Origin of the sequence: Streptomyces millisiae (genome assembly GCF_031845425.1) — a bacterium.
GTDB lineage: Bacteria > Actinomycetota > Actinomycetes > Streptomycetales > Streptomycetaceae > Streptomyces > Streptomyces millisiae.
Genome location: NZ_JAVREM010000041.1, coordinates 1 through 20,323, shown reverse-complemented (window position 1 = coordinate 20,323; position 20,323 = coordinate 1). Strand labels below are relative to the sequence as shown.

Genomic DNA, 20,323 nt, shown 5'->3' with positions numbered 1-20,323 from the left:
GGGAGGGAGGCGTCAGTTCGGCTCGGACCGCTTGCCGCTCTCGCGGGCCGCGATCGCCGCGTCCACGGCCGCGTCCTCCTTGTACTTGTTGGCCCCACCCTGGGACCGCACGATCGTCACGATCAGCGCGGTGAAGGCGACGGCCATCACGGTCGGGGGAAAGAGTGCGGCGATGTAGTCCACAGCGGACCTCCCTTGGACTCGCCCGCGGAATGTGCGCCGCGGGCCGCCCCACAGCCTACCGACCCGCCTGACGGTCGCCCCCCTCGTCCCCCTCATGTCCCTCCTCGCGCTCGCCCGGATCCTGGGGCGGTGACGACGCGGGCCGACGCCTGCGGTGCGGTGGGAAGACCTCCGCCGGGGTCGGAATCGGCCGGGACGTCGAGGGACGGCGCTGCTGCTGCCGCTTGCCGGTCTCTTCCCCTTCACCACCGGGGGTGGGGGAACCCTGGGAACCCTGGGACGTAACCATAAACCGACATTAAGTGGTAAGCAGACAATTCGCATCGCACCCCGGCCACCCCGGCGTGTTCACCGGGGCGGGGCTCCTCAACCGGGCCCGCGCTCAGCCGCGCGCGACATTCCGCTCGTAGACCAGGCGCAGGCCCACCAGCGTGAGCCAGGGCTCGTGCTCGTCGATCACGGTCGACTCGCGCAGCACCATCGGCGCGAGGCCACCCGTGGCGATCACCGTGACGTCGTCCGGGTCGTCGGCCAGCTCCCGCGACATCCGCTCCACCATGCCGTCCACCTGGCCGGCGAAGCCGTACAGGATGCCGGACTGCATCGACTCCACCGTGTTCTTGCCGATCACGTGGCGTGGCCTGGCAAGCTCCACCTTGCGCAGCTGCGCGCCGCGCATGCCGAGGGCCTCGACCGAGATCTCGATGCCGGGGGCGATCGCCCCGCCCGCGTACTCGCCGCGCGCCGAGACGGCGTCGTAGGTGGTGGCGGTGCCGAAGTCCACCACGATGCAGGGGCCGCCGTAGAGCTCGACCGCGGCCACCGCGTTGATGATCCGGTCGGCGCCGACCTCCTTGGGGTTGTCGGTGAGGATCGGCACCCCGGTCTTGACGCCCGGCTCCACCAGGACGGCCGGGATGTCCCCGTAGTAGCGCCTGGTCACCTCGCGCAGCTCGTGCAGCACGGAGGGCACCGTGGAGCAGATGGAGATGCCGTCGATGCCGTCGCCCAGCTCCTCGCCGAGCAGCGGGTGCATGCCCATGAGCCCCTGGAGCAGCACCGCGAGCTCGTCGGCGGTGCGGCGGGAGTCCGTGGAGATGCGCCAGTGCTCCACGATCTCCGCCCCGTCGAAGAGGCCGAGCACCGTGTGCGTGTTGCCGACGTCGATAGTGAGCAGCATCGTCAGTCGCGCCCTTCCGCGCGCAGGTCGAGACCGATGTCCAGGATCGGGGACGAGTGGGTGAGCGCGCCGACGGCCAGGTAGTCGACGCCGGCCTCCGCGTAGGCCCTGGCGTTCTCCAGGGTGAGCCGCCCGGAGGACTCCAGGGTGGCGCGGCCGGCGACGATCCGCACGGCCTCGGCGGTCTCCTCGGGCGTCATGTTGTCCAGCAGGATCAGGTCGGCGCCCTCGGCGATGACGGGTTCGAGCTGGTCGAGCCGGTCGACCTCGACCTCCACCGGCACGCCGGGGAACTCCTCGCGGACCCGGCGGAAGGCCTCGGCGACACCGCCCGCCGCGATCACGTGGTTGTCCTTGACCAGCGCGGCGTCCGAGAGCGACATCCGGTGGTTGACGCCGCCGCCGCAGCGCACCGCGTACTTCTCCAGGGCGCGCAGCCCGGGGGTGGTCTTGCGGGTGTCGCGGACCCGGGCCGGGGTGCCGGCCAGCGCGTCGGCCCAGGCGCGGGTGGCGGTGGCGATGCCGGAGAGCCGGCACAGCAGGTTGAGCGCGCTACGCTCGCCGGTCAGCAGGTCGCGGGTGCGGGCGGTGACGGTGAGCAGCACCTGTCCGGCGGCCACCCGGTCGCCGTCGGCGACGTGCCGCTCGACCTCGAACTCGTCGGTGCAGACCACCGAGAGCACCGCCTCCACGACGTGCAGCCCGGCCACGGTGCCGGCCTGGCGCGCGGTGAAGTCGGCGGTGGCGACGGCGTCCTCGGGGATGGTCGCGACGGTGGTGACGTCGACGCCGTTGTCCAGGTCCTCCTCGATGGCCAGGTGGGCGATGTCCTCGACCTGGACGGGGTCGAGCCCGCCGGCGGCGATCAGCTCGGCGAGGCCGGGGTCGAGGCCGCACTCCAGCGGGTCGTACTCGTGGTCGGCGTCGAAGTCTCCGTCGAAACCGCCGTCCCCGCCGCAGCCGCAGCCCGCCCCGCAGCCGCCGGCCGGCTCGTCCGCGCCGGGGCGGACGCCGATGGGCAGCAGGGTGAGCTCCACTCGCTGCGAGGGAGGGGTCTGCGCGCTACTCACTGGAACTCTCTCCTTGGGAACGGCCGTGTCCTGGGGTCTCGGTGAAGGCCGTCGTGTCGGTGGCTCGGACGGCGAGGGCGGGCTCGGGGGCTCCCCGGCCCGCGGTGAGGACGAGATGGCGGCGCCAGTGGGCGTCGTCCCGCTCGGGGTGGTCCTCGCGCCAGTGTGAGCCGCGGGTCTCCTCGCGGCGCAGCGCGGCGGTGACGAGCGCCCGGGCGACCAGGTGCAGGTTAGCGGTCTCCCACGCCTCGACGCCCGGCTCGGCCGGCTTGCGGTCGTCGTCCCCTTCGGTGACGAGGGCGTCGAGGCCGCGGGCGGCCGCGGCGAGGCTCGCCGCGGACCGCAGCACCCCGGCTCCCGCGGTCATCAGGCGCTGGATGGCGGTGCGGGCCTCGGGCGGCGGCAGCGGTCCCGGGGCCGGCGCGGTCACCGGGGTCGGGGCGGCGGCGCGCGGCTCGGCGAGCACGGCGGCGGCGATGCGCTCGGCGAAGACCAGGCCCTCGAGGAGCGAGTTGGAGGCGAGCCGGTTGGCGCCGTGCACGCCGGTGCAGGCCGTCTCGCCGCAGGCGTAGAGGCCGGGCACGGTGGTGCGGCCCGCCAGGTCGGTGCGGACGCCGCCGGAGGCGTAGTGGGCGGCGGGGGCGACGGGGACGGGCTCGGTCACCGGGTCGATGTCGTGCGCCCGGCAGGCGGCCAGGATGGTCGGGAACCGCCGCTCCCACATGGCGTCGCCGAAGTGGCGGCCGTCCAGGTACATGTGCTGGGCGCCCTGCTCCAGCATCCGCCGGGTGATGGCCTTGGCGACGATGTCGCGCGGGGCGAGCTCGGCCAGCTCGTGCTGGCCGACCATGAACCGCTCGCCGGCGGCGTCGACCAGGTGGGCGCCCTCGCCGCGCACCGCCTCCGAGATCAGCGGCTGCTGGCCCTCGGCGTCCGGCCCCAGCCAGAGCACGGTGGGGTGGAACTGCACGAACTCGATGTCGGAGACCTCGGCGCCGGCGCGCAGCGCGATGGCGACGCCGTCGCCGGTGGAGACGGCCGGGTTGGTGGTGGCCGAGTAGATCTGGCCCATCCCGCCGGTGGCCAGCACCACGGCCGGCGCGTGCACGGCGCCGACGCCGTCGTGCCGGCCCTCTCCCATCACGTGCAGGGTGACGCCGGCGGCTCGCCCCGCGGCGTCCTTGAGGAGGTCGAGGGCGAGCGCGTTCTCCACGGTCCTGATGCCGGCGGCGCGCACGGCGGCGACCAGGGCGCGGGATATCTCGGCGCCGGTGGCGTCGCCGCCGGCGTGCGCGATGCGCCGCCGGTGGTGGCCGCCCTCGCGGGTGAGGGCCAGGGCGCCGGCCTCGTCGGTGTCGAAGCGGGCGCCGAGCGCGATCAGCCGGCGCACGGCGCCCGGCCCCTCGGTCACCAGGGTCCGGACGGCGTCCTCGTCGCACAGTCCGGCGCCGGCGACCAGGGTGTCGGCGAGGTGCTGCTCCGGGGTGTCGCCCTCGCCGAGCGCGGCGGCGATGCCGCCCTGGGCCCAGCGCGTGGAGCCCGCGTCGAGCCTGGCCTTGGTGACGATGACGGTGCGGCGGCCCGCGGCGGCGCAGCGCAGCGCGACGGTGAGCCCCGCCACGCCGGAGCCCACGACGACGACCTCCGCCTCGATGGCCCAGCCGGCGCCGGGCGCGGCCAGCGCGGCGGTCATCGGGCCGCCTCCACGGTCAGGCGCGCGTTGTCGATCAGCCGGGTGGTGCCGACGCGGGCGGCGACGGCGAGCACGGCCTCGCCGGTGTGGTCGTCGGGCACGTCGAGGAAGTCGAGCGGGCCGACCAGCACCATGTAGTCCAGCTGGATGCCGGGCTCGGCCGCCAGCACCTCGCGGGCGGCGGCGCGGACGGCGGCCGCGCCGCGCGGGGCGTCGGCGGCGCCGGCGGCCAGCGCGCGGCTGATGGCGAGGGCGGAGGCGCGCTCGGCGGGCGACAGGTAGCGGTTGCGGCTGGAGCGGGCGAGGCCGTCGGGGTCGCGCACGGTGGGGGTGGCGACGATCTCGACGGGGAAGTCGAGGTCCCGGACCATGCGGCGGACGAGCGCCAGCTGCTGCGCGTCCTTCTCGCCGAAGAAGGCGTGGTCGGGACGGGTGAGGTGGAGCAGCTTGGCGACGACGGTCAGCACGCCGTCGAAGTGGCCGGGCCGGGACGCGCCCTCCAGGCGCTCGCCGAGCTCGCCCGCGACGACCCGGACGCCGGGGGTGCCGTGCGGGTACATCTCGGCGTCGCCCGGCGCGAAGACGAGGTCGGCGCCGGCCTCGGCGGCCAGCGCCACGTCGGCGTCGAGGGTGCGCGGATAGCGCGCGTAGTCCTCGTCCGGGCCGAACTGCAGCGGGTTGACGTAGACGGTGACGACCAGCTGGCCGTCGGGCCCGAGCAGCTCGCGGGCCGCGCGGATGTTGGCGGCGTGGCCCTCGTGGAGCGCGCCCATGGTCATGACCACGGCGCGCGGCACGCCCGGCGCGTAGAGCCGGTGCAGCTCCTTGGCGTCGTGTGCGACGGGTATCCCCGGCTTCCCTGTCATCCTTCTCCTCCCTCGGCGGTCCCGGCGCCCTCCGCGCCGTCCGCCAGGACGCCGAGCAGCGCCTCCGCCAGCTCGGGCTTGAGCAGCCCGTGGTCGAGGGCGCGGTCGGCCGTGGTGCGGGCCATCGCGAGATAGCCCGCCAGCGCGTGCGGCGCGTGGGCGCGCAGCTCGGCGAGGTGGGCGGCCACGGTGCCGGCGTCGCCGCGCGCCACCGGGCCGGTCAGGGCGGCGTCGCCGGAGCGCAGCGCGTTGTCCAGGGCGGCGCCGAGCAGCGGGCCGAGCATCCGGTCGGGGGCGCCGACGCCCGCGAGGCGCAGCAGTTCGAGGGACTGGGCGACGAGCGTGACCAGGTGGTTGGCGCCGATGGCCAGGGCCGCGTGGTAGAGCGGGCGGTCCTTCTCCTCGATCCACTCCGGCTCGCCGCCCATCTCGATGACCAGCGCCTCCGCGGCGAGCCGCAGCTCGGCGGGGGCGGTGACGCCGAAGGAGCAGCCGGCGAGCCGGGGCACGTCGACGGCGGTGCCGGTGAACGTCATCACCGGGTGCAGCGCGAGCGGCAGCGCGCCGGCCCGCAGCGCGGGGTCGAGGACGGCCGTGCCGTACCGGCCCGAGCAGTGCGCGACGAGCTGTCCCGGGCGCACCGCGCCGGTCTCGGCCAGGCCCGCGACGAGTCCCGGCAGCGCGTCGTCGGGCACGGTGAGCAGCACCAGGTCGGCGCGGGCCAGCACCTCGTCGGGGGTGACGAGCGGCACCCCGGGCAGCAACTCCTCGGCCCGCCTGCGGGAGGCGTCGGAGACGCCGGAGGCGGCCACGGGCCGGTGGCCGGCCAGGGCGAGCGCGGCGGCGAGCGCGGGGCCGACCCGGCCGGCGCCCACCACGCCGACGCGGAGCCGCGCGGGTCTGTTCCGCGCCTCGGTGCTCCGGGGGGCGTTGGGGGCGGCGTTCACGACGGGCGGTGCCTCTTTCGACTCAGGCGTTCCGGTCCCTGTGTCGGGTACCGGACGACGAGGCCATGCTACGGCGCGCGGCGCCCGGTGTGTGCGGGTCGTGTGGAGGTCGTCAGCGCCCGCCGGCGCGCACCAGACCCGTCTCGTAGGCCAGGACCACGGCCTGTACCCGGTCGCGCAGCCCCAACTTGCCGAGGATCCGGCCGACATGGGTCTTCACGGTGGCCTCGGAGACGACGAGCCTGGCGGCGATCTCGCCGTTGGAGAGGCCCTGCGCGATCAGCATCAGGACCTCGCGCTCCCGCTCGGTGAGCAGGCCGATCTCGGGGTGCGGCGCCGCGTCGGCGGTGGGCAGCAGGGAGACGAAGCGGTCAAGCAGCCGGCGGGTGGTGGAGGGCGCGACGACCGCGTCCCCGCTGTGCACGGCGCGGATGGCGGTCAGCAGTTCGTCGGGCGGCACGTCCTTGAGCATGAACCCGGCGGCGCCGGCCTTCAGCCCCGAGAAGGCGTACTCGTCGAGGTCGAAGGTGGTGAGGATGAGCACCTTGGGGGCGCCGGGGCCGCCGGCGCCGCCCTGGCAGATCCGGCGGGTGGCCTCGACGCCGTCGAGCCTGGGCATCCTGACGTCCATCAGGACGACGTCGACCGCGGTGCTCCGCAGCACCTCGAGGGCCTCCAGGCCGTCGCCCGCCTCGGCCACCACCTCCATGTCGGGTTGGGCGGCCAGCACCATCTTGAACCCGGTGCGCAGCAGCGCCTGGTCGTCCACCAGCATCACGCGGATCGTCATGGGTCGCTCCCCCTCGTCGGTCACGTCTGAAGCTCACCGCGCCACGTCGCCGGCCAGCGGGAGCGTCGCGCTGATGCGGAAGCCGCCCCCGGGGCGGGGCCCGGCGATGAGCACCCCGCCGACCATGCCCACCCGCTCCCGCATGCCGATGAGCCCCTGGCCGCGGCCGTCGACGCCGCGCTCCTCGTAGAGCTCGCGCTGGGCGCCGCGCCCGTCGTCCTCGGCGAGCACGGTGAGCGCCTCCGGATCGTAGGAGAGCCGGACGGTGGCGCCGACGTCGGGGCCGCCGTGCTTGCGGGTGTTGGTCAGGGCCTCCTGCACGATGCGGTAGGCGGTGAGCTCGACCCCGCTCGGCAGCGGCCGGGGGGTGCCCTCTATCCGGAAGTCGACGGGCAGCCCGGTGTCCCTGACCTGGTCGACCAGGTCGGCCAGCTGCTCGACGCCGGGCTGGGGGACGTAGTCCTGCCCGGTGACCTGGCCGTCCTCGCCGCGCAGCACGCCGAGCAGGCGGCGCATCTCGGTGAGGGCCTGCCGGCCGGTGCCGGAGATGGTGTGGAGGGCGTTGCGCGTCTGCTCGGGGGCGGTGTCCAGGACGTAGGCGGCGCCGTCCGCCTGCACGACCATGACGGAGACGTTGTGCGCGACGACGTCGTGGAGCTCCCGGGCGATGCGCGCGCGCTCGGCGGCGACCGCCATCCTGGCCTGGGTCTCCCGCTCCTGTTCGAGCCGGTTGGCCCGCTCCTCGAGCTCCGCGTAGTAGGCGCGGCGGGTGCGCAGCGAGTCCCCGAGGACCCAGGCGAGCAGGAAGGCGATGGTGAGGAAGACGGTGCCGATGATGATGTTGGTCAGGCTCGCGCCCTTGTGGTCCTCCGGCCAGCGCAGCATGGAGACGGTGGGCGCGGTCAGGCACATGGCGAGCGCGACCCGGGACGGCCAGCGCCTGGGCAGGGAGGCGACGGTGAAGGCGATGGCCAGGAAGGCGAAGTTGGCCGGCAGCGGCTGGACGTCGGCCAGCAGTTGGAAGGCGCCGACGGCCAGCGCCAGCAGGAGCATCCGCTCCGGGGCGCGGCGGCGCAGCGCCATCACGGTGCCGGAGGCCAGGGTGACGAGCAGCCCGGCCCAGGGGTCACCCTGGTAGACGCCCGTGCCGGGGCCGGTGAGGACGACGAGGGACATGAACACCGGCACGAGCGCCCAACAGCCGTCCACCCACGTGGGGTGGCGGCGGATGAAGTCGTAGAGCCGGTTCACGTAACCCAGCGTATGCACTGGGTGCGGTTCGGGAGTCACCCCGTCGGCCGATACGTGAAGCCGTCAACTACTCCTCAAGGTGGATGGTGCGTGTGAGTGGGATCCCGGAGGGCGACCCCGACGTCGGGGGCGAGGGCTGGCGGGCGGCGAGTGAGCGCGCGCTGTACGGCCCGGGGGGCTTCTTCGTGCGGGAGGCGCCGGCGGCGCACTTCCGCACGGCCGTGCACGCCTCGCCGCTCTTCGCCGGCGCGGTGGCCGAGCTGCTGCTCCGGGTGGACGAGGCGCTCGGCCGGCCGCCGGCGCTCGCCCTGGTGGATGTCGGCGCGGGGCGGGGCGAGTTGGCCGCCGGGGTGCTGGCCGCGCTGCCGCCCGAGCCGGCCGGGCGGCTGCGGGTGTACGCGGTGGAGCGGGCGCCGCGCCCGGCGGGGCTCGACCCGCGGGTGGCGTGGCGGTCGGCCCCGCCGGCGGGCGCGGTGGGGCTGCTGTTCGCCAACGAGTGGCTGGACAACGTGCCGCTCGACGTGGCCGAGGTCGACGAGGCCGGGGTGGCGCGCCTGGTGCTGGTCGACGGGGCGGGCGGGGAGCGGCTCGGCCCGCCGGTGGCGGGCGCGGACGCCGACTGGCTGCGCCGCTGGTGGCCGCTGGACGGCGCGCCGCCCGGCACCCGCGCCGAGATCGGGCTGCCGCGCGACCTGGCCTGGGCCGGCGCGTGCTCCAGCCTGGCGCGCGGCCTCGCGGTGGCCGTGGACTACGCGCACACCCGCGAGCGGCGGCCGCCGCTCGGCACCCTCACCGGCTACCGGGACGGCCGCGAGGTGCGCCCGGTGCCGGACGGCGGCTGCGACCTGACCGCCCATGTGGCGCTCGACTCCTGCGCCGGCGCGGGCGGGCGGCTGCTGTCCCAGCGCGACGCGCTGCGCGCGCTCGGCGTGGACGGCGCGCGCCCCCCGCTGGAGTCGGCCTCCCGCGACCCGGCCGGCTACCTGCGCCGGCTCGCCAGGGCCGGCGAGGCCGCCGAGCTGACCGACCCGGCGGGGCTCGGCGGCTTCAGCTGGCTCGTCGAGCCGGTGGGCATCCGCGACCCGCTGGCCTGAGCCCCCGTGGGGGCGGCTCACTTGTCGATGTCGCCGACCACGAAGAAGAAGGAGCCGAGGATCGCCACCATGTCGGCCACCAGCGTGCCGGGCAGCAGCGCGCTCAGCGCCTGGATGTTGTTGAAGGAGGCGGACCGCAGCTTCAGCCGGTGGGGCGTCTTCTCGCCCTTGGACACCAGGTAGTAGCCGTTGATGCCGAGCGGGTTCTCGGTCCAGGCGTAGGTGGCGCCCTCCGGCGCCTTGAGGACCTTGGGCAGCCGCTGGTTCACGGGCCCCGGCGGCAGCTCGGCGAGCCGGTCGAGGCAGGCGTCGGCGAGGTCCAGCGCGTTCTTCGCCTGGTCGAGCAGCACCTCGAACCTGGCCAGGCAGTCGCCCGCCTCCCTGGTCACCACGCGCAGCACGTCGCCCAACTCGCCGTACGCCAGGTACGGCTCGTCCCGGCGCAGGTCGAAGTCGACGCCGCTGGCCCGCGCGATGGGCCCGGAGACCCCGTAGGCCCGCGCCGTCTCCGGGCGCAGCACCCCGACGCCCCTGGTGCGGGCCCGGAACACCTCGTTGCCCAGCACCAGCTCGTCCAGCCTGGTCATCCCGGACCGCACCGCGGCCACCGCCGCCCTGGCGCGCCCCGGCCAGCCCTCGGGCAGCTCCTCCTTGAGGCCGCCGACCCGGTTGAACATGTAGTGCATCCGGCCGCCCGAGACCTCCTCCATCACCTGCTGCAGGTGCTCCCGCTCGGTGAAGGCGTAGAACATCGGCGTGATGCCGCCGAGCTCCAGCGGATAGGACCCCAGGAACATCAGGTGGTTGAGCACCCGGTTGAGCTCGGCGAGCAGGGTGCGCAGCCAGACGGCGCGAAGCGGCACCTCCATGCCGAGCATCCGCTCCACGGCCAGCACCACGCCCAGCTCGTTGGAGAACGCGGACAGCCAGTCGTGCCGGTTGGCCAGCACGATGATCTGCCGGTAGTCGCGCGCCTCGAAGAGCTTCTCGGCGCCCCGGTGCATGTAGCCGACGACCGGCTCGGCCTGCGAGATCCGCTCCCCGTCCAGCACCAGGCGCAGCCGCAGCACCCCGTGCGTGGAGGGGTGCTGGGGGCCGATGTTCAGCACCATGTCGGTGCTCTCGGCGGCGCCGCCCACTCCGATGACCGTCTCCGTCATGCGCGTCAGTCTTTCACCCCTCCGCGCCGCGCGCCGCCCCTCTAAGATGCCTATATGAACACGGTGGCTGAGGGGCCGGCCACGACGGAGGCGGCCCGGGGGACCGGCGACACCTGGCGGCCGGTGGCCGCCGCCCTGCTACGGATGCGGCGGCTGCTGCTGGTCGGCTGGCTCGCGCCGCCCACCCTTGCCCTCGCCCTCCTCCTCGCGCTGCTCGTCGGCGGCCCCTGGGCGCTGCTCGCGGCGGTGCCGGCCGGCGCCGCCCTGTGGGGTTGGGGCGCCCTCGCCCGCAACTGGCGTTCGTGGGGTTACCAGGAGCGCGACGACGACCTGCTGATCAGGCGCGGGGTGCTGTGGCGGCAGCTGACCGTGGTGCCCTACGGCAGGATGCAGCTGGTCGAGGTCACCTCAGGACCGCTGGAGCGCCGCTTCGGCCTCGCCACGCTCCAGCTGCACACGGCGGCCGCCGCCACCGACGCCACCATCCCCGGCCTGCCGCCGACCGAGGCCGAGCGGCTGCGGGACCGGCTCACCGAGCTGGGCGAGGCCCGCTCGGCCGGCCTGTGAGCGGCGGCCCACCGTGAGCGGCGCCCCCGAGCAGCCCGCCGAGGAGACCCCCGGGCAGCCGTCGCGGGAAGCGCCGGAGGAGGCGCCCGGGAGCACCGGGGAGATACCCGCCGGCACGGGCCGCCGGCTGCACCCGGTGACGCCCTGGCGCCGCGCCTGGGCCCCACTCGCCGGCCTCGGCGCGGTCGCCGCGAACAACGTCCAGAACCTGGACGACTGGACCGACTCGCTCGGCCTGGCCCGGCTGTTCCTGCTGCTGCTCGCGCTGGTGGTGTGCGCCGCCGGCTACGGCTACCTCTCCTGGCGCGTCACCCGCTACCTGGTCACCGACACCGAACTCCGCATCCGCACCGGGCTGCTCTTCCGCCGCACCGCCCACCTGCGCCTCGACCGGATCCAGGCCGTCGACGTCTCCCGGCCCATGCTGGCCAGGGTGCTCGGCGTGGCCAAGCTCAAGATGGACGTGGTCGGCTCGGGCGCCGCCGACGAGCTGGCGTACCTGGGCGAGGCCGAGGCCGTCAGGCTGCGCGCCGAACTGCTGGCCAGGGCCGCCGGGATCGCCCCGGAGGCCGCGCCCACCGCGGGCGAGGCGCCGGCCCGCGAGCTGTACCAGGTGGAGACCGGCACGCTGGTCGGGTCGCTGGCGCTGCTCGGCGGCGGCTGGGGGCTGCTGACGGTCGCGCTCACCGTGACCGGGCTCGTCTGGTGGGGGACCGACAACCTCGTGGCCTCGGGGCTGGCCGGACTGCCGCTGCTGGCCGGCGCGTGGCAGACCAGCGTGGGCGCCTTCCTCACCCAGTACGGCTGGACGGTGAGCGAGTCCCCCGACGGGCTGCGTCTCGACCACGGCCTGCTGCAGCGCGACCACGCCACCGTGCCGCCCGGCAGGGTGCAGGCGGTGCGCCTGGTGGAGCCGCTGCTGTGGCGGCGGCGCGGCTGGGTGCGGGTCGAACTCGACGTGGCCGGCGGCGGCAACGAGGGCGGCCTGCTCGCGCCCGTCACCAGCCGGGCGACGGCCGCCGCGCTGGTCGGCCGGATCCTGCCCGAGGTGGACCTGGCGGCGGCGCTCGCCGGCGTGCGGGCCGCGCCCGGCCGGGCCCGCTGGATCTTCCCGGTGGGCCGGGTCGGCTACGGGCACGGGGTGACCGGGGCGGTGTTCGTGGCCCGGCACGGCCGGCTGCGGCGCGTCCACGAACTGGTGCCGCACGCCAAGGTGCAGAGCGTCCGGATGACCCAGGGCCCGTGGGCGCAGCGGCTGGGGCTCGCCCACATCCACGTGGACCACGGCGCGGACGGCACGGCCAGCGCCCGGCTGCAGGACGCCGGCTACGCGGCGGCCGAGGTGGCGGCACAGGCCGAGCGCTCCAGGGTCGGCCGGCGGACCGCGGCGCCGGAGCGCTGGCTGACCCGCTGAAGGTGACCCGCTGAAGGTGATCCGACGACGGTCAGCCGATCGTCGTGCCGCCCGGCTGCCCCTCGTCGCCCTCGACGTCGTCCTCGGACGCCTCGTCCTCGTCCTCCTCCTGGTCGAGCAGCACGGGCGAGCCGTGGTGCGCCCACACCTTCCAGTCGCCGTCCTCGGTGCGGCGGAAGATGTTGGTGGCCACCACCATGCCGCCGACCAAGGGCCCCGCCGAGCCGTCCGCCTCGGCCGGGCCGCCGCTCAGGATGTTCTCCGTGCAGGTCACCAGCGCCGTGTCGCCCTGCACCGACACCTCGACGTCGGTCAGGAAGAACTGGATGTACTCGGTGTTGGCCATGATCAGCGCGTACGAGCGCATCACCTCGCCGCGCCCGCTGATCACCGGCCAGCCCGGGTGCACGACGCTGACGCCCTCGTCGAGCCAGCGCTCGGCCATCGCGTCCAGGTCGCCGCGCTCCAGCGCGTCGTAGAGCGCGGTGTTCGCCGCGGCCACCGCCTCGATGTCGGTGCCCGCGCCGCTCACGCCGCCCCCTCCGCCGCCGCGACGGCTCTCGCCACCCGCACCGCGTCGGCGCTGGCCCGCACCTCGTGCACCCGCACCGCCCACGCGCCGTCCCTGGCGGCGAGCGCCGTGACGGCGGCGGTCGCCGCGTCCCGCTCCCGCGCCGGCGGCGGCTCGGCGTTCGGCCCGGCGAGCACCCGGCCGAGGAACCGCTTGCGGGAGGCCGCCACCAGCAGCGGCAGCCCGAGCTCGGCGCGCAGCCGGCGGCCCGCGGCGACCAGCGCCAGGTCGTGCTCGGCGCGCTTGGCGAAGCCGAGCCCGGGGTCGACGATCAGCCGGTCCGCGGTGATGCCGCCCTCGACGGCGCGCGCCACGCTCTCCCGCAGCTCGGCCAACACCTCGCCGACCACGTCCCCGTAGACGGCGCGCTCGTTCATGTCGATGCTCTGGCCGCGCCAGTGCATCACCACGAACGGCACCCCGGCGGCGGCGACCACCGGCACCATCCGGGGATCGGCGCGGCCGCCGCTGACGTCGTTGACCAGCCGCGCGCCGGCCGCAACCGCCTGCTCGGCCACGCTGGCCCGCATCGTGTCCACGCTGACGAGCACGCCCTCGCGCGCCAGCTCCCGCACCACGGGGACGACCCGCCGCAGCTCCTCCGGCTCGTCCACCCGGGTCGCGCCCGGACGGGTCGACTCACCGCCCACGTCGACCAGGTCGGCCCCCTCGGCCACCAGGTCGAGGCCACGTTTCACCGCCGACTCGGCGTCGAACCAACGCCCGCCGTCCGAGAAGGAGTCCGGTGTGACGTTGACCACCCCCATGACCGCGCAGCGATCCCAGCTGGGCAGTCCGGTCACGTGGCCGTACGAGATGCTCATGCGTCAAGGGTAGGGGCTCACCGCCCGCCGCCGCGGGCCGAAAAGCGACCCGCCGCGGTGCCTTTCCGGGCGATCCGGGTACCTGAGGTGCCATCGGACGGAACCCCGGGGCGCCGCTGGTTGTTCGCCCCCCGCGGGTAGATTCGAACGCCTCGGAGGGGTTTTATGCCCTTGGCACCTGCACCGAGAAGCGAGAGGGAGTGACGCCGTGGACGAGATCGCCCTGCACGGCCTGCGCGCCAGGGGCTACCACGGGGTCCTGCCGCACGAGCGCGCCGAGGGCCAGACCTTCGTGGTCGACGTCAGGCTCGGCGTCGACACCCGCGCCGCGGCGGCCACGGACGAGTTGACCAGGACGGTCGACTACGGCGTGCTGGCCGAGGAGGTCACCGCGGTGGTCGCGGGCGAGCCCTGCGACCTGGTGGAGACGCTGGCCCAGCGGATCGCCGACCGGTGCCTGGCGCACTCCCGGGTGGGGTGGGCCGAGGTCACCGTGCACAAACCGCAGGCGCCCATCGCCGTCCCCTTCGACGACGTGACCATCACCATCAAGCGGAGCCGAGCATGACCTCCAGCAACGCCGCTTCATCCCCCGACCCGACCGTCCAGCCGGTACCCGCCTCCGTCGTCCAGCAGGTCGACGCGGCGGACTCGACCCTGCAGAACCCCCAACGCGCCGTCATCTCGCTCGGCAGCAACCTCGGCAACCGTCTGGAGACCCTGCAGGGCGCGATCGACGCGCTGGAGGACACCCCGGGGGTGCGGGTGAAGGCCGTGTCGCCCGTCTACGAGACCGAGCCGTGGGGCGTGGAACCCGGCACCCAGCCGTCGTACTTCAACGCGGTGGTGATCGTGAAGACGACGCTGCCGCCCGCCTCGCTGCTGGAGCGGGCGCACGCCATCGAGGAGGCGTTCCACCGGGCGCGCGACACCCGTTGGGGGCCGCGCACCATCGACGTGGACATCGTGGCCTACCAGGGCGTGGTCTCCGACGACCCGGCGCTCACCCTCCCCCATCCCCGGGCCCACGAGCGGGCGTTCGTGCTCGTGCCGTGGCACGATGTCGACCCGGGCGCGGAGGTCGCCGGCCACGGCCCGGTGGCCGGACTGCTGACCGCGGTCGGCGCGCAGGGTGTCATCGCGCGCCCCGACCTCACCCTGGTGCTGCCCGACTAGCCAGGACTCGCTCCGAGACCAGCCTCCCCGGACTGATTGGGACCGAAGTTCACCGCCATGAACCAACTGCGGATCCGCACCCTGGCCGGTCTGTTCCTCGCCGCCGCGGCGCTCGCCTGGGCGTTCGCCGGGCTGTGGGACTCCCTGGACAACACGCTGCCCGCGGTGCCCCTGCTCGCGCCGGTCATCCTGGCCCTGATCGCGATCGTGCTGCTGGCGACCGCGCTGTCGCTGCGGTCCAGGCTGCGCGCCCAGCGCGAGCGGCGGCCCGGCGCCAAACCGGTGGACCGGATGATGGCGGCGCGCGCCGTGGTCTTCGGCCAGGCGAGCGCGCTGGTCTCGGCGCTGGTGTCCGGCGGGTACGGCGGCTTCGGGCTCTTCCTGCTCATGTACCGGATGGACGTGCCGAACCGGCGCGAGCAGGCGCTCTACGCCCTGCTCGCGGTGGTGGCCGGCCTCGCGGTCATCGCGGCGGCGCTGTTCCTGGAGCGCGTCTGCCGGCTCCAGGACGGCGACGACGAGGGCCCTGGCGGCCCGGGCCCGATAGGGCACCGGGCCTGAGCCGCGTCGCCCGGGCCTATGCCCCGCTGATCGCGTCGAGGTCCACCGCGTCGCGCGCCACGGCGCGCGCGTCCGCGTCGATCGAGCGGCGCAGCGCCTCGTGCAGCCCGGTCGGGGTGAGCACGCCGAGGAAGCGGTCCGCGTCGGCCGGGTCGAGCACGGCGATCCAGCCCGCGTCGTACTGGAGCATGGTGCTGAACGCCCGCTTGAGGGAGGCGCCGAGCGGCAGCCAGGCGTCCATCCGGCGGGCGTAGCCGGCGACCGGGCCGACCGCGTCCGTACCGCCCTCGTCCGGTATCGGCACCCAGCCGTGCAGCGCCTCGTGCTCGTCGAGGACCACGGCCCACCGCACCCCGTCGGCGCGCATCAGGGACGCGGCCCGGGACATCGGGTCGGAGAGGTGCACCACGGGCGGCCGCTCCAGGTCGCCCTTCTCGACCGGCGTCACCGAGAGCCGCTTGAGCCCGCGGTCGCTGCCGACGAACGCGGCCACGTGCTCGTTGGCCGGGGCGCCGAGGACGGTGGCCGGCGTGTCGAACTGCTCGACCCGGCCCTGCCCGAAGACCGCCATCCGGTCGCCGAGCCGCACCGCCTCCTCGACGTCGTGGGTGACGAACAGCACCGTCTTGCGCATCTCCGCCTGGAGCCGCAGGAACTCGTTCTGCAGCCGCTCCCGCACCACCGGGTCGACGGCGCCGAACGGCTCGTCCATCAGCAGGACCGGCGGGTCGGCCGCCAGCGCCCTGGCCACCCCCACCCGCTGCCGCTGCCCGCCGGAGAGCTGGTCCGGGTAGCGGCCGCCGTACACCGCGGGGTCGAGGCCCACCAGCTCCAGCAGCTCGCCGGCGCGCCGGCGCGCCTCGGCCCGCCGGGTGCCGAGCAGCAGCGGCACGGCGGCGGCGTTGTCCAGCACGGTGCGGTGCGGGAAGAGGCCGACCTGCTGGATGACGTAGCCGATCCGGCGGCGCAGCCGCACCGGGTCCTGGGCGGCGATGTCCTCGCCCCCGAGCAGTATCCGGCCGGAGGTCGGCTCCTCCAGCCGGTTGACCATCCGCATGGTGGTGGTCTTGCCACAGCCCGAGGGCCCGACGAGCGTGACGAGCTCACCCTCGGCGATCTCCAGATGGAGGTCGTCCACGGCGAGGGTGCCGTCCGGATACCGCTTGGAGACGTGGTCGAACCGCAACATGTTCATAAGTCTGTCAGGTTTTAGGGCTAGGGTGCTTGAACATGAGTGCGGTGACCGCGGAGAACTGCCTGGCCGCGAACGAATGGATCTGCGGCGAGTACGTCCGCAGCCGAGGCCAGGAGCTGACCGACGCCACCCTGGAACACATCGTGATCGCCGCCACCTCGGTCGGCATCGCCGTGCTGGTCGCCTTCCCGCTGGCCCTGCTCGCCCGCCGCTGGCGACCGGCAGCCGGCTCCATCCTCGGCCTGACCACCGTGCTCTACACGATCCCCTCGCTCGCCATGTACGCGCTGCTGCTGCCGGTGTTCGGGCTCTCCGCCTCGGTGGTGATCTGCGGCCTGGTGCTCTACTCGCTCACCGTCCTCGTCCGCAACATCCTCACCGGCCTGGACTCCGTCCCCGCCGAGACCAGGGACGCGGCCCGGGGCCTGGGCTACGGCCGCTGGCGGCTGCTGTTCGGCGTCGAGCTGCCGCTCGCCCTGCCCGCCCTGATGGCCGGGGTGCGGATCGCCGCGGTCTCCGCCGTCTCGCTGACCACGGTCGGCGCCATCGTCGGCCACGGCGGCCTCGGCAACCTCATCCACAGCGGCATGAACAGCTACTTCAAGGCACAGGTACTCACCGCCTCCGTGCTGTGCGTGCTGCTCGCCGTCGTGGCCGACCTGCTGCTGCTCGCCGTCCAACGCCTGTTGACGCCGTGGACCAGAGCGGCCGGCGGCGGCCGCTCCACCCCGCGCGCGCCACGGCGGGACGCGGTGCTCGACGCCCGGGAGGCGATCTGAGATGGGCGTGTTCCCCGACGCGTGGACCTGGCTCACCACCGGCGCCAACTGGTCGGGCGACGCCGGCGTGTGGCACCGGCTCGTCGAGCACCTCTACCTCACCGGCGTCTGCCTCGCCGTCTCCTGCGTCATCGCGCTGCCGCTCGCCTTCCGACTCGGCCACGGCGGCGGGCACCGGATCGGCGGCGCGCTGGCGATCAACATCTCCAACGTGGGCCGCGCGGTCCCCACCTTCGCCGTCCTGGTGCTGCTCACCATCGGCCCGCTCGGCCGCCACGGCGACCTGCCGGTGATCGTCGCGCTGGTGCTGTTCGCCGTGCCGCCGCTGCTGACCAACGCCTACGTGGGCGTCTCGGAGGCCGACCGGGACGTGGTGGGCGCCGCCCGCGGCCTCGGCATGTCCGGCTGGCAGCTGTTGACGCGCGTCGAGCTGCCGCTGGCCTTCCCGCTGATCATGACGGGGGTGCGCACGGCGGCCGTGCAGATCGTGGCCACCGCCACGCTGGCCGCGCTGCCCGGGGGCGGCGGCCTGGGCCGCGTCATCACCGCGGGCTTCGCCAACTACCGCACCGCGCAGGTGGTCGCGGGCGCGGTGCTGGTCGCCCTGCTGGCGCTGGCCGTCGAAGGGGCGCTCGCCCTGCTCCAGCGCGCCCTCGACCCGGCGCGTGGGCGGCGCGCGAGCGACCGTCAGGCCCGCCGGGCGAAGCCCCTGGCCGCCGGCCGGGACGGGGGAGGCCCCGTGGAGCCCGCGCCGGCCGCCACCACCCGAACCAGGGAACCGGCCGCCGAAGTCGCCGAATGACCCGCCCTCCGACCAAGGGAGTTCCTGTGAACCGCACGATCCGACACGCCGCCACCGGCCTGACCGGCCTCACACTGGCCCTGACCCTGGCCGCCTGCGGCGGGGGAGACAGCCTCGAGTCCGAAGGCGACAGCGGCGGGGGCGGTGGCGAGCAGAGCTCCGGCGACACGCTCACGATCGGCGGCGCCAACTTCACCGAGGCCACCATCATGGCCGAGCTCTACTCGCGGATCCTCACCGACGCCGGCTACTCCACCGAGGTCACCACCGTGGACAGCCGCGAGATCTACGAGCCCGAGCTGGAGAGCGGCGGCATCGACATCGTCCCCGAGTACGCCGCCACCCTGACCGAGTTCCTCAACGCCAAGGTCAACGGCGCGGACGCGGAGCCCGTCGCCAGCAGCGACGTCGAGGAGACCGTCACCGCGCTGCGCGAACTCGCCGAGCCGCTCGGCCTCACGGTGCTCGACGCCGGCGAGGCCGCCGACCAGAACGCGTTCGCGGTCACCGAGGAGTTCGCCGCGGAGCACGACCTGACCACCCTCTCCGACCTCGGCGAGTCCGGCCTCCCGATCCGGCTCGCGGCCGGCGACGAGTGCGCCGAACGCCCCTTCTGCCAGCCGGGCCTCGAGGAGACCTACGGCATCGACATCACCGAGATCGACCCGCGCGGCGTCGGCACCGTCCAGGCCAAGCAGGCCGTCGCCGACGGGCAGGACGACATGGTGCTGACCACCACCACCGACGCCACGCTCGAGGACTTCGGCCTGGTACTCCTGGAGGACGACCAGAACCTCCAGCTCGCCGACAACCTGCTGCCGGTGCTCAACAGCGAGACCGCGGACGACGAGCAGCTCACCGCGACCCTCGACCGCCTCACCGAGACGCTCACCACCGAGGACCTGATCGAGCTCAACCGGCAGGTCGACGCCGAACGCCGCACCGCGGGCGACGTGGCCGCCGAATACCTCGAGGAGAACGGCCTGATCGGCGGCTGACGGACGGTCGGGAGGGCACCGGGACCAAGGGGGCGGCCGGAAAATCGGCTTGATAACCGGCCGGCCACAACCACCCGGGTGCCCTCCCGCGCCCCGACCGCGTCACGGTAAGTTTCGACCATGGCACGTGGACGTCACCGCAACGCGGCACTGCACCGGGTGTTGATTCCCACCGCCCTCGGCGGCTCCGCGCTGCTGTGCGCGGCGCTGGCCTGGCTGGTCGGCGGCCAGGGACCGCGCGTGCTCGCCACCCTGGCGGCGTTCGCCGGGGTGACGGCCGCCGCGCTGCTGCGCCGTTGGGACCTGGAGGCCGGGCGGCAGGTCGCCAGGGAGCGGGCCGCCAAGGCCGGCATGAGCTGGCAGGTCGACGAGCGGCAGGCCGAGCTCGAAGAGGCCCAGGAGCTGGTCGCCCAGTTGGAGGAGAAGATCCGCGGCAAGCGGGCCGACCTCGGCCGGCTCCGCTCGGAACACGCCGACCTGCTGCGCCGCTACGCCACCGCGGAGAGCGAGCGCGCCAAGGCGCTCGAAGGCCGCCGGCGGCTGGCCCTGGAGGCCTCGGAGCCGGCCAGGGAGCTCACCTCGGAGCCCACCGACCACCGCACCGCCGCCGGCGCCCCCACCCGGCTCACCTACCTCCAGGCGTACGAGGCGCTCGGCCGGCTCTCCCGCTCCGCCGCCCGCCAGCGCAGCGCCTTGCCGGCGGTCGAGCCACGGCGCGAGCCGGAGGCCGCGCCGACGCCGCCGGTCCCGCCGCAGGCGGACCCCGAGCGCCCGGCGCTGCCCGCGCCGACGGCGGAGCCGAGCGCCCGGCAGGGCGGCGGCTCACGGTTCGACTTCTTCGGCGCCCCGGCCACGCCGGCCCCGAGCCGGCGCAAGCCGCCCGCCCCCCGCGACGAGCCCGAAGCCCACGCCCGCGACCGCGAACCGGCCCGCGCACTCGACGAGGCACGAGAAAGCCGCTGACGCGGCTCGGTCCACGGGCCACGCCCGGCATGCCGGCCGGCACACCCGAGGGCTCGGCTCGGCGCGGTCAAAGCCCGCAGGCCCGACGCGTGGCCAAAGCCCGCCCGGCCAGGGCCTAGGTGTATTGACTCGCGGCGTTGTTAACGCGGGTGATCGGGGGTTGGCCTTCGAGTGCGGTGTGGCAGCGATGGTAGTTGTAGGTGTGGAGGTAGTCGTTGAGGGCGGCGGTTCGTTCGCTG

Annotated in this window: 22 protein-coding genes and 1 pseudogene; 10 read left to right on the top strand and 13 right to left on the bottom strand. The window is 74.8% G+C overall.

Annotation, left to right across the window (positions count from 1 at the left end):
- Positions 1 to 12: 12 nt before the first annotated feature.
- The 8 genes from RNC47_RS24435 to RNC47_RS24400 form a co-directional block, all read right to left on the bottom strand.
- Complete coding sequence (locus RNC47_RS24435) at positions 13 to 183, bottom strand: hypothetical protein (RefSeq protein WP_311601703.1); 171 nt, start codon at positions 181 to 183, stop codon at positions 13 to 15.
- Positions 184 to 565: 382 nt separating this feature from the next.
- Positions 566 to 1,363, bottom strand: coding sequence for a type III pantothenate kinase (locus tag RNC47_RS24430; RefSeq protein WP_311601702.1), 798 nt, complete (start codon positions 1,361 to 1,363; stop codon positions 566 to 568).
- 2 nt (positions 1,364 to 1,365) lie between these two features.
- Complete coding sequence (nadC, locus tag RNC47_RS24425) at positions 1,366 to 2,400, bottom strand: carboxylating nicotinate-nucleotide diphosphorylase (protein WP_311601743.1); 1,035 nt, start codon at positions 2,398 to 2,400, stop codon at positions 1,366 to 1,368.
- 25 nt (positions 2,401 to 2,425) lie between these two features.
- The gene (locus tag RNC47_RS24420; RefSeq protein WP_311601701.1) at positions 2,426 to 4,126 is read right to left on the bottom strand and encodes an L-aspartate oxidase; all 1,701 of its coding nucleotides are present in this window, start codon (positions 4,124 to 4,126) and stop codon (positions 2,426 to 2,428) included.
- Positions 4,123 to 4,992, bottom strand: coding sequence for a pantoate--beta-alanine ligase (panC, locus tag RNC47_RS24415; protein WP_311601700.1), 870 nt, complete (start codon positions 4,990 to 4,992; stop codon positions 4,123 to 4,125). Before panC ends, RNC47_RS24420 begins: the two co-directional genes overlap by 4 nt.
- Complete coding sequence (locus RNC47_RS24410) at positions 4,989 to 5,939, bottom strand: Rossmann-like and DUF2520 domain-containing protein (RefSeq protein ID WP_311601698.1); 951 nt, start codon at positions 5,937 to 5,939, stop codon at positions 4,989 to 4,991. The genes panC and RNC47_RS24410 overlap by 4 nt, the downstream gene beginning before the upstream one ends.
- A 112-nt stretch (positions 5,940 to 6,051) precedes the next feature.
- Positions 6,052 to 6,729, bottom strand: coding sequence for a response regulator transcription factor (locus RNC47_RS24405; protein WP_311601697.1), 678 nt, complete (start codon positions 6,727 to 6,729; stop codon positions 6,052 to 6,054).
- 33 nt (positions 6,730 to 6,762) lie between these two features.
- Complete coding sequence (locus tag RNC47_RS24400; protein ID WP_311601696.1) at positions 6,763 to 7,980, bottom strand: sensor histidine kinase; 1,218 nt, start codon at positions 7,978 to 7,980, stop codon at positions 6,763 to 6,765.
- Between the two features lie 92 nt (positions 7,981 to 8,072).
- Here RNC47_RS24400 and RNC47_RS24395 point away from each other — a divergent pair, with 92 nt between their 5' ends.
- Positions 8,073 to 9,074 (top strand): SAM-dependent methyltransferase, encoded by a 1,002-nt coding sequence (locus RNC47_RS24395; protein WP_311601695.1) that lies wholly within the window; start codon positions 8,073 to 8,075, stop codon positions 9,072 to 9,074.
- A 17-nt stretch (positions 9,075 to 9,091) separates the two neighbouring features.
- Here the strand turns inward: RNC47_RS24395 and RNC47_RS24390 are convergent, their stop codons facing one another.
- The gene (locus RNC47_RS24390; protein ID WP_311601742.1) at positions 9,092 to 10,243 is read right to left on the bottom strand and encodes an NADH-quinone oxidoreductase subunit D; all 1,152 of its coding nucleotides are present in this window, start codon (positions 10,241 to 10,243) and stop codon (positions 9,092 to 9,094) included.
- A gap of 45 nt (positions 10,244 to 10,288) precedes the next feature.
- Here RNC47_RS24390 and RNC47_RS24385 point away from each other — a divergent pair, with 45 nt between their 5' ends.
- On the top strand, positions 10,289 to 10,801 hold the full coding sequence (locus RNC47_RS24385) for a PH domain-containing protein (protein ID WP_311601694.1): 513 nt from the start codon (positions 10,289 to 10,291) through the stop codon (positions 10,799 to 10,801).
- A gap of 13 nt (positions 10,802 to 10,814) precedes the next feature.
- Positions 10,815 to 12,215: a PH domain-containing protein gene (locus tag RNC47_RS24380; protein ID WP_311601693.1), complete on the top strand. Its 1,401-nt coding sequence runs from the start codon at positions 10,815 to 10,817 to the stop codon at positions 12,213 to 12,215.
- 31 nt (positions 12,216 to 12,246) lie between these two features.
- On the opposite strand, the gene RNC47_RS24375 is transcribed toward RNC47_RS24380, so the two are convergent.
- Positions 12,247 to 12,747, bottom strand: coding sequence for a nuclear transport factor 2 family protein (locus RNC47_RS24375; protein ID WP_311601691.1), 501 nt, complete (start codon positions 12,745 to 12,747; stop codon positions 12,247 to 12,249).
- Positions 12,744 to 13,610 (bottom strand): dihydropteroate synthase, encoded by an 867-nt coding sequence (gene folP / locus RNC47_RS24370; RefSeq protein WP_311601690.1) that lies wholly within the window; start codon positions 13,608 to 13,610, stop codon positions 12,744 to 12,746. Before folP ends, RNC47_RS24375 begins: the two co-directional genes overlap by 4 nt.
- 208 nt (positions 13,611 to 13,818) lie before the next feature.
- Between folP and folB the strand changes: the two genes are divergently transcribed.
- From folB to RNC47_RS24355, 3 genes are read left to right on the top strand one after another with little or no spacing between them, the layout of a single operon-like run.
- Positions 13,819 to 14,178 carry a dihydroneopterin aldolase gene (gene folB, locus RNC47_RS24365; protein ID WP_311601689.1) on the top strand — a complete coding sequence of 120 codons (360 nt, stop codon included), beginning with the start codon at positions 13,819 to 13,821 and terminating at the stop codon, positions 14,176 to 14,178.
- Positions 14,175 to 14,786 carry a 2-amino-4-hydroxy-6-hydroxymethyldihydropteridine diphosphokinase gene (gene folK, locus RNC47_RS24360; RefSeq protein WP_311601688.1) on the top strand — a complete coding sequence of 204 codons (612 nt, stop codon included), beginning with the start codon at positions 14,175 to 14,177 and terminating at the stop codon, positions 14,784 to 14,786. The genes folB and folK overlap by 4 nt, the downstream gene beginning before the upstream one ends.
- Before the next feature lie 57 nt (positions 14,787 to 14,843).
- The gene (locus RNC47_RS24355) at positions 14,844 to 15,347 is read left to right on the top strand and encodes a DUF3180 domain-containing protein (protein WP_311601687.1); all 504 of its coding nucleotides are present in this window, start codon (positions 14,844 to 14,846) and stop codon (positions 15,345 to 15,347) included.
- A 16-nt stretch (positions 15,348 to 15,363) separates the two neighbouring features.
- Here the strand turns inward: RNC47_RS24355 and RNC47_RS24350 are convergent, their stop codons facing one another.
- Positions 15,364 to 16,536 carry an ABC transporter ATP-binding protein gene (locus tag RNC47_RS24350; protein ID WP_311601685.1) on the bottom strand — a complete coding sequence of 391 codons (1,173 nt, stop codon included), beginning with the start codon at positions 16,534 to 16,536 and terminating at the stop codon, positions 15,364 to 15,366.
- A gap of 41 nt (positions 16,537 to 16,577) precedes the next feature.
- Between RNC47_RS24350 and RNC47_RS24345 the strand changes: the two genes are divergently transcribed.
- The 4 genes from RNC47_RS24345 to RNC47_RS24330 all read left to right on the top strand — a co-directional run bounded on the left by RNC47_RS24345 (position 16,578) and on the right by RNC47_RS24330 (position 20,084).
- The gene (locus RNC47_RS24345) at positions 16,578 to 17,321 is read left to right on the top strand and encodes an ABC transporter permease (protein ID WP_394814862.1); all 744 of its coding nucleotides are present in this window, start codon (positions 16,578 to 16,580) and stop codon (positions 17,319 to 17,321) included.
- 1 nt (position 17,322) lies between these two features.
- Positions 17,323 to 18,123, top strand: a complete 801-nt coding sequence (locus RNC47_RS24340) for an ABC transporter permease (protein WP_311601684.1) — start codon at positions 17,323 to 17,325, stop codon at positions 18,121 to 18,123.
- A gap of 26 nt (positions 18,124 to 18,149) precedes the next feature.
- A complete protein-coding gene (locus RNC47_RS24335; RefSeq protein ID WP_311601683.1) occupies positions 18,150 to 19,121 on the top strand; it encodes an ABC transporter substrate-binding protein in 972 nt (323 codons plus the stop codon).
- A 120-nt stretch (positions 19,122 to 19,241) separates the two neighbouring features.
- Positions 19,242 to 20,084 (top strand): hypothetical protein, encoded by an 843-nt coding sequence (locus RNC47_RS24330; protein ID WP_311601682.1) that lies wholly within the window; start codon positions 19,242 to 19,244, stop codon positions 20,082 to 20,084.
- Between the two features lie 115 nt (positions 20,085 to 20,199).
- On the opposite strand, the pseudogene RNC47_RS24325 reads toward RNC47_RS24330, so the two are convergent.
- A pseudogene (locus tag RNC47_RS24325) lies at positions 20,200 to 20,323 on the bottom strand (IS481 family transposase); the annotation flags it as partial.

What these genes read in the sequence shown, in the direction of transcription:
- RNC47_RS24430 (WP_311601702.1), bottom strand. Translation starts at nt 1,363, where the DNA reads ATGCTGCTCACTATCGACGTCGGCAACACGCACACGGTGCTCGGCCTC.
- RNC47_RS24420 (WP_311601701.1), bottom strand. Translation starts at nt 4,126, where the DNA reads ATGACCGCCGCGCTGGCCGCGCCCGGCGCCGGCTGGGCCATCGAGGCG.
- panC (WP_311601700.1), bottom strand. Translation starts at nt 4,992, where the DNA reads ATGACAGGGAAGCCGGGGATACCCGTCGCACACGACGCCAAGGAGCTG.
- RNC47_RS24405 (WP_311601697.1), bottom strand. Translation starts at nt 6,729, where the DNA reads ATGACGATCCGCGTGATGCTGGTGGACGACCAGGCGCTGCTGCGCACC.
- RNC47_RS24385 (WP_311601694.1), top strand. Translation starts at nt 10,289, where the DNA reads ATGAACACGGTGGCTGAGGGGCCGGCCACGACGGAGGCGGCCCGGGGG.
- folP (WP_311601690.1), bottom strand. Translation starts at nt 13,610, where the DNA reads ATGAGCATCTCGTACGGCCACGTGACCGGACTGCCCAGCTGGGATCGC.
- folK (WP_311601688.1), top strand. Translation starts at nt 14,175, where the DNA reads ATGACCTCCAGCAACGCCGCTTCATCCCCCGACCCGACCGTCCAGCCG.
- RNC47_RS24355 (WP_311601687.1), top strand. Translation starts at nt 14,844, where the DNA reads ATGAACCAACTGCGGATCCGCACCCTGGCCGGTCTGTTCCTCGCCGCC.
- RNC47_RS24350 (WP_311601685.1), bottom strand. Translation starts at nt 16,536, where the DNA reads ATGTTGCGGTTCGACCACGTCTCCAAGCGGTATCCGGACGGCACCCTC.
- RNC47_RS24345 (WP_394814862.1), top strand. Translation starts at nt 16,578, where the DNA reads ATGAGTGCGGTGACCGCGGAGAACTGCCTGGCCGCGAACGAATGGATC.
- RNC47_RS24340 (WP_311601684.1), top strand. Translation starts at nt 17,323, where the DNA reads ATGGGCGTGTTCCCCGACGCGTGGACCTGGCTCACCACCGGCGCCAAC.
- RNC47_RS24330 (WP_311601682.1), top strand. Translation starts at nt 19,242, where the DNA reads ATGGCACGTGGACGTCACCGCAACGCGGCACTGCACCGGGTGTTGATT.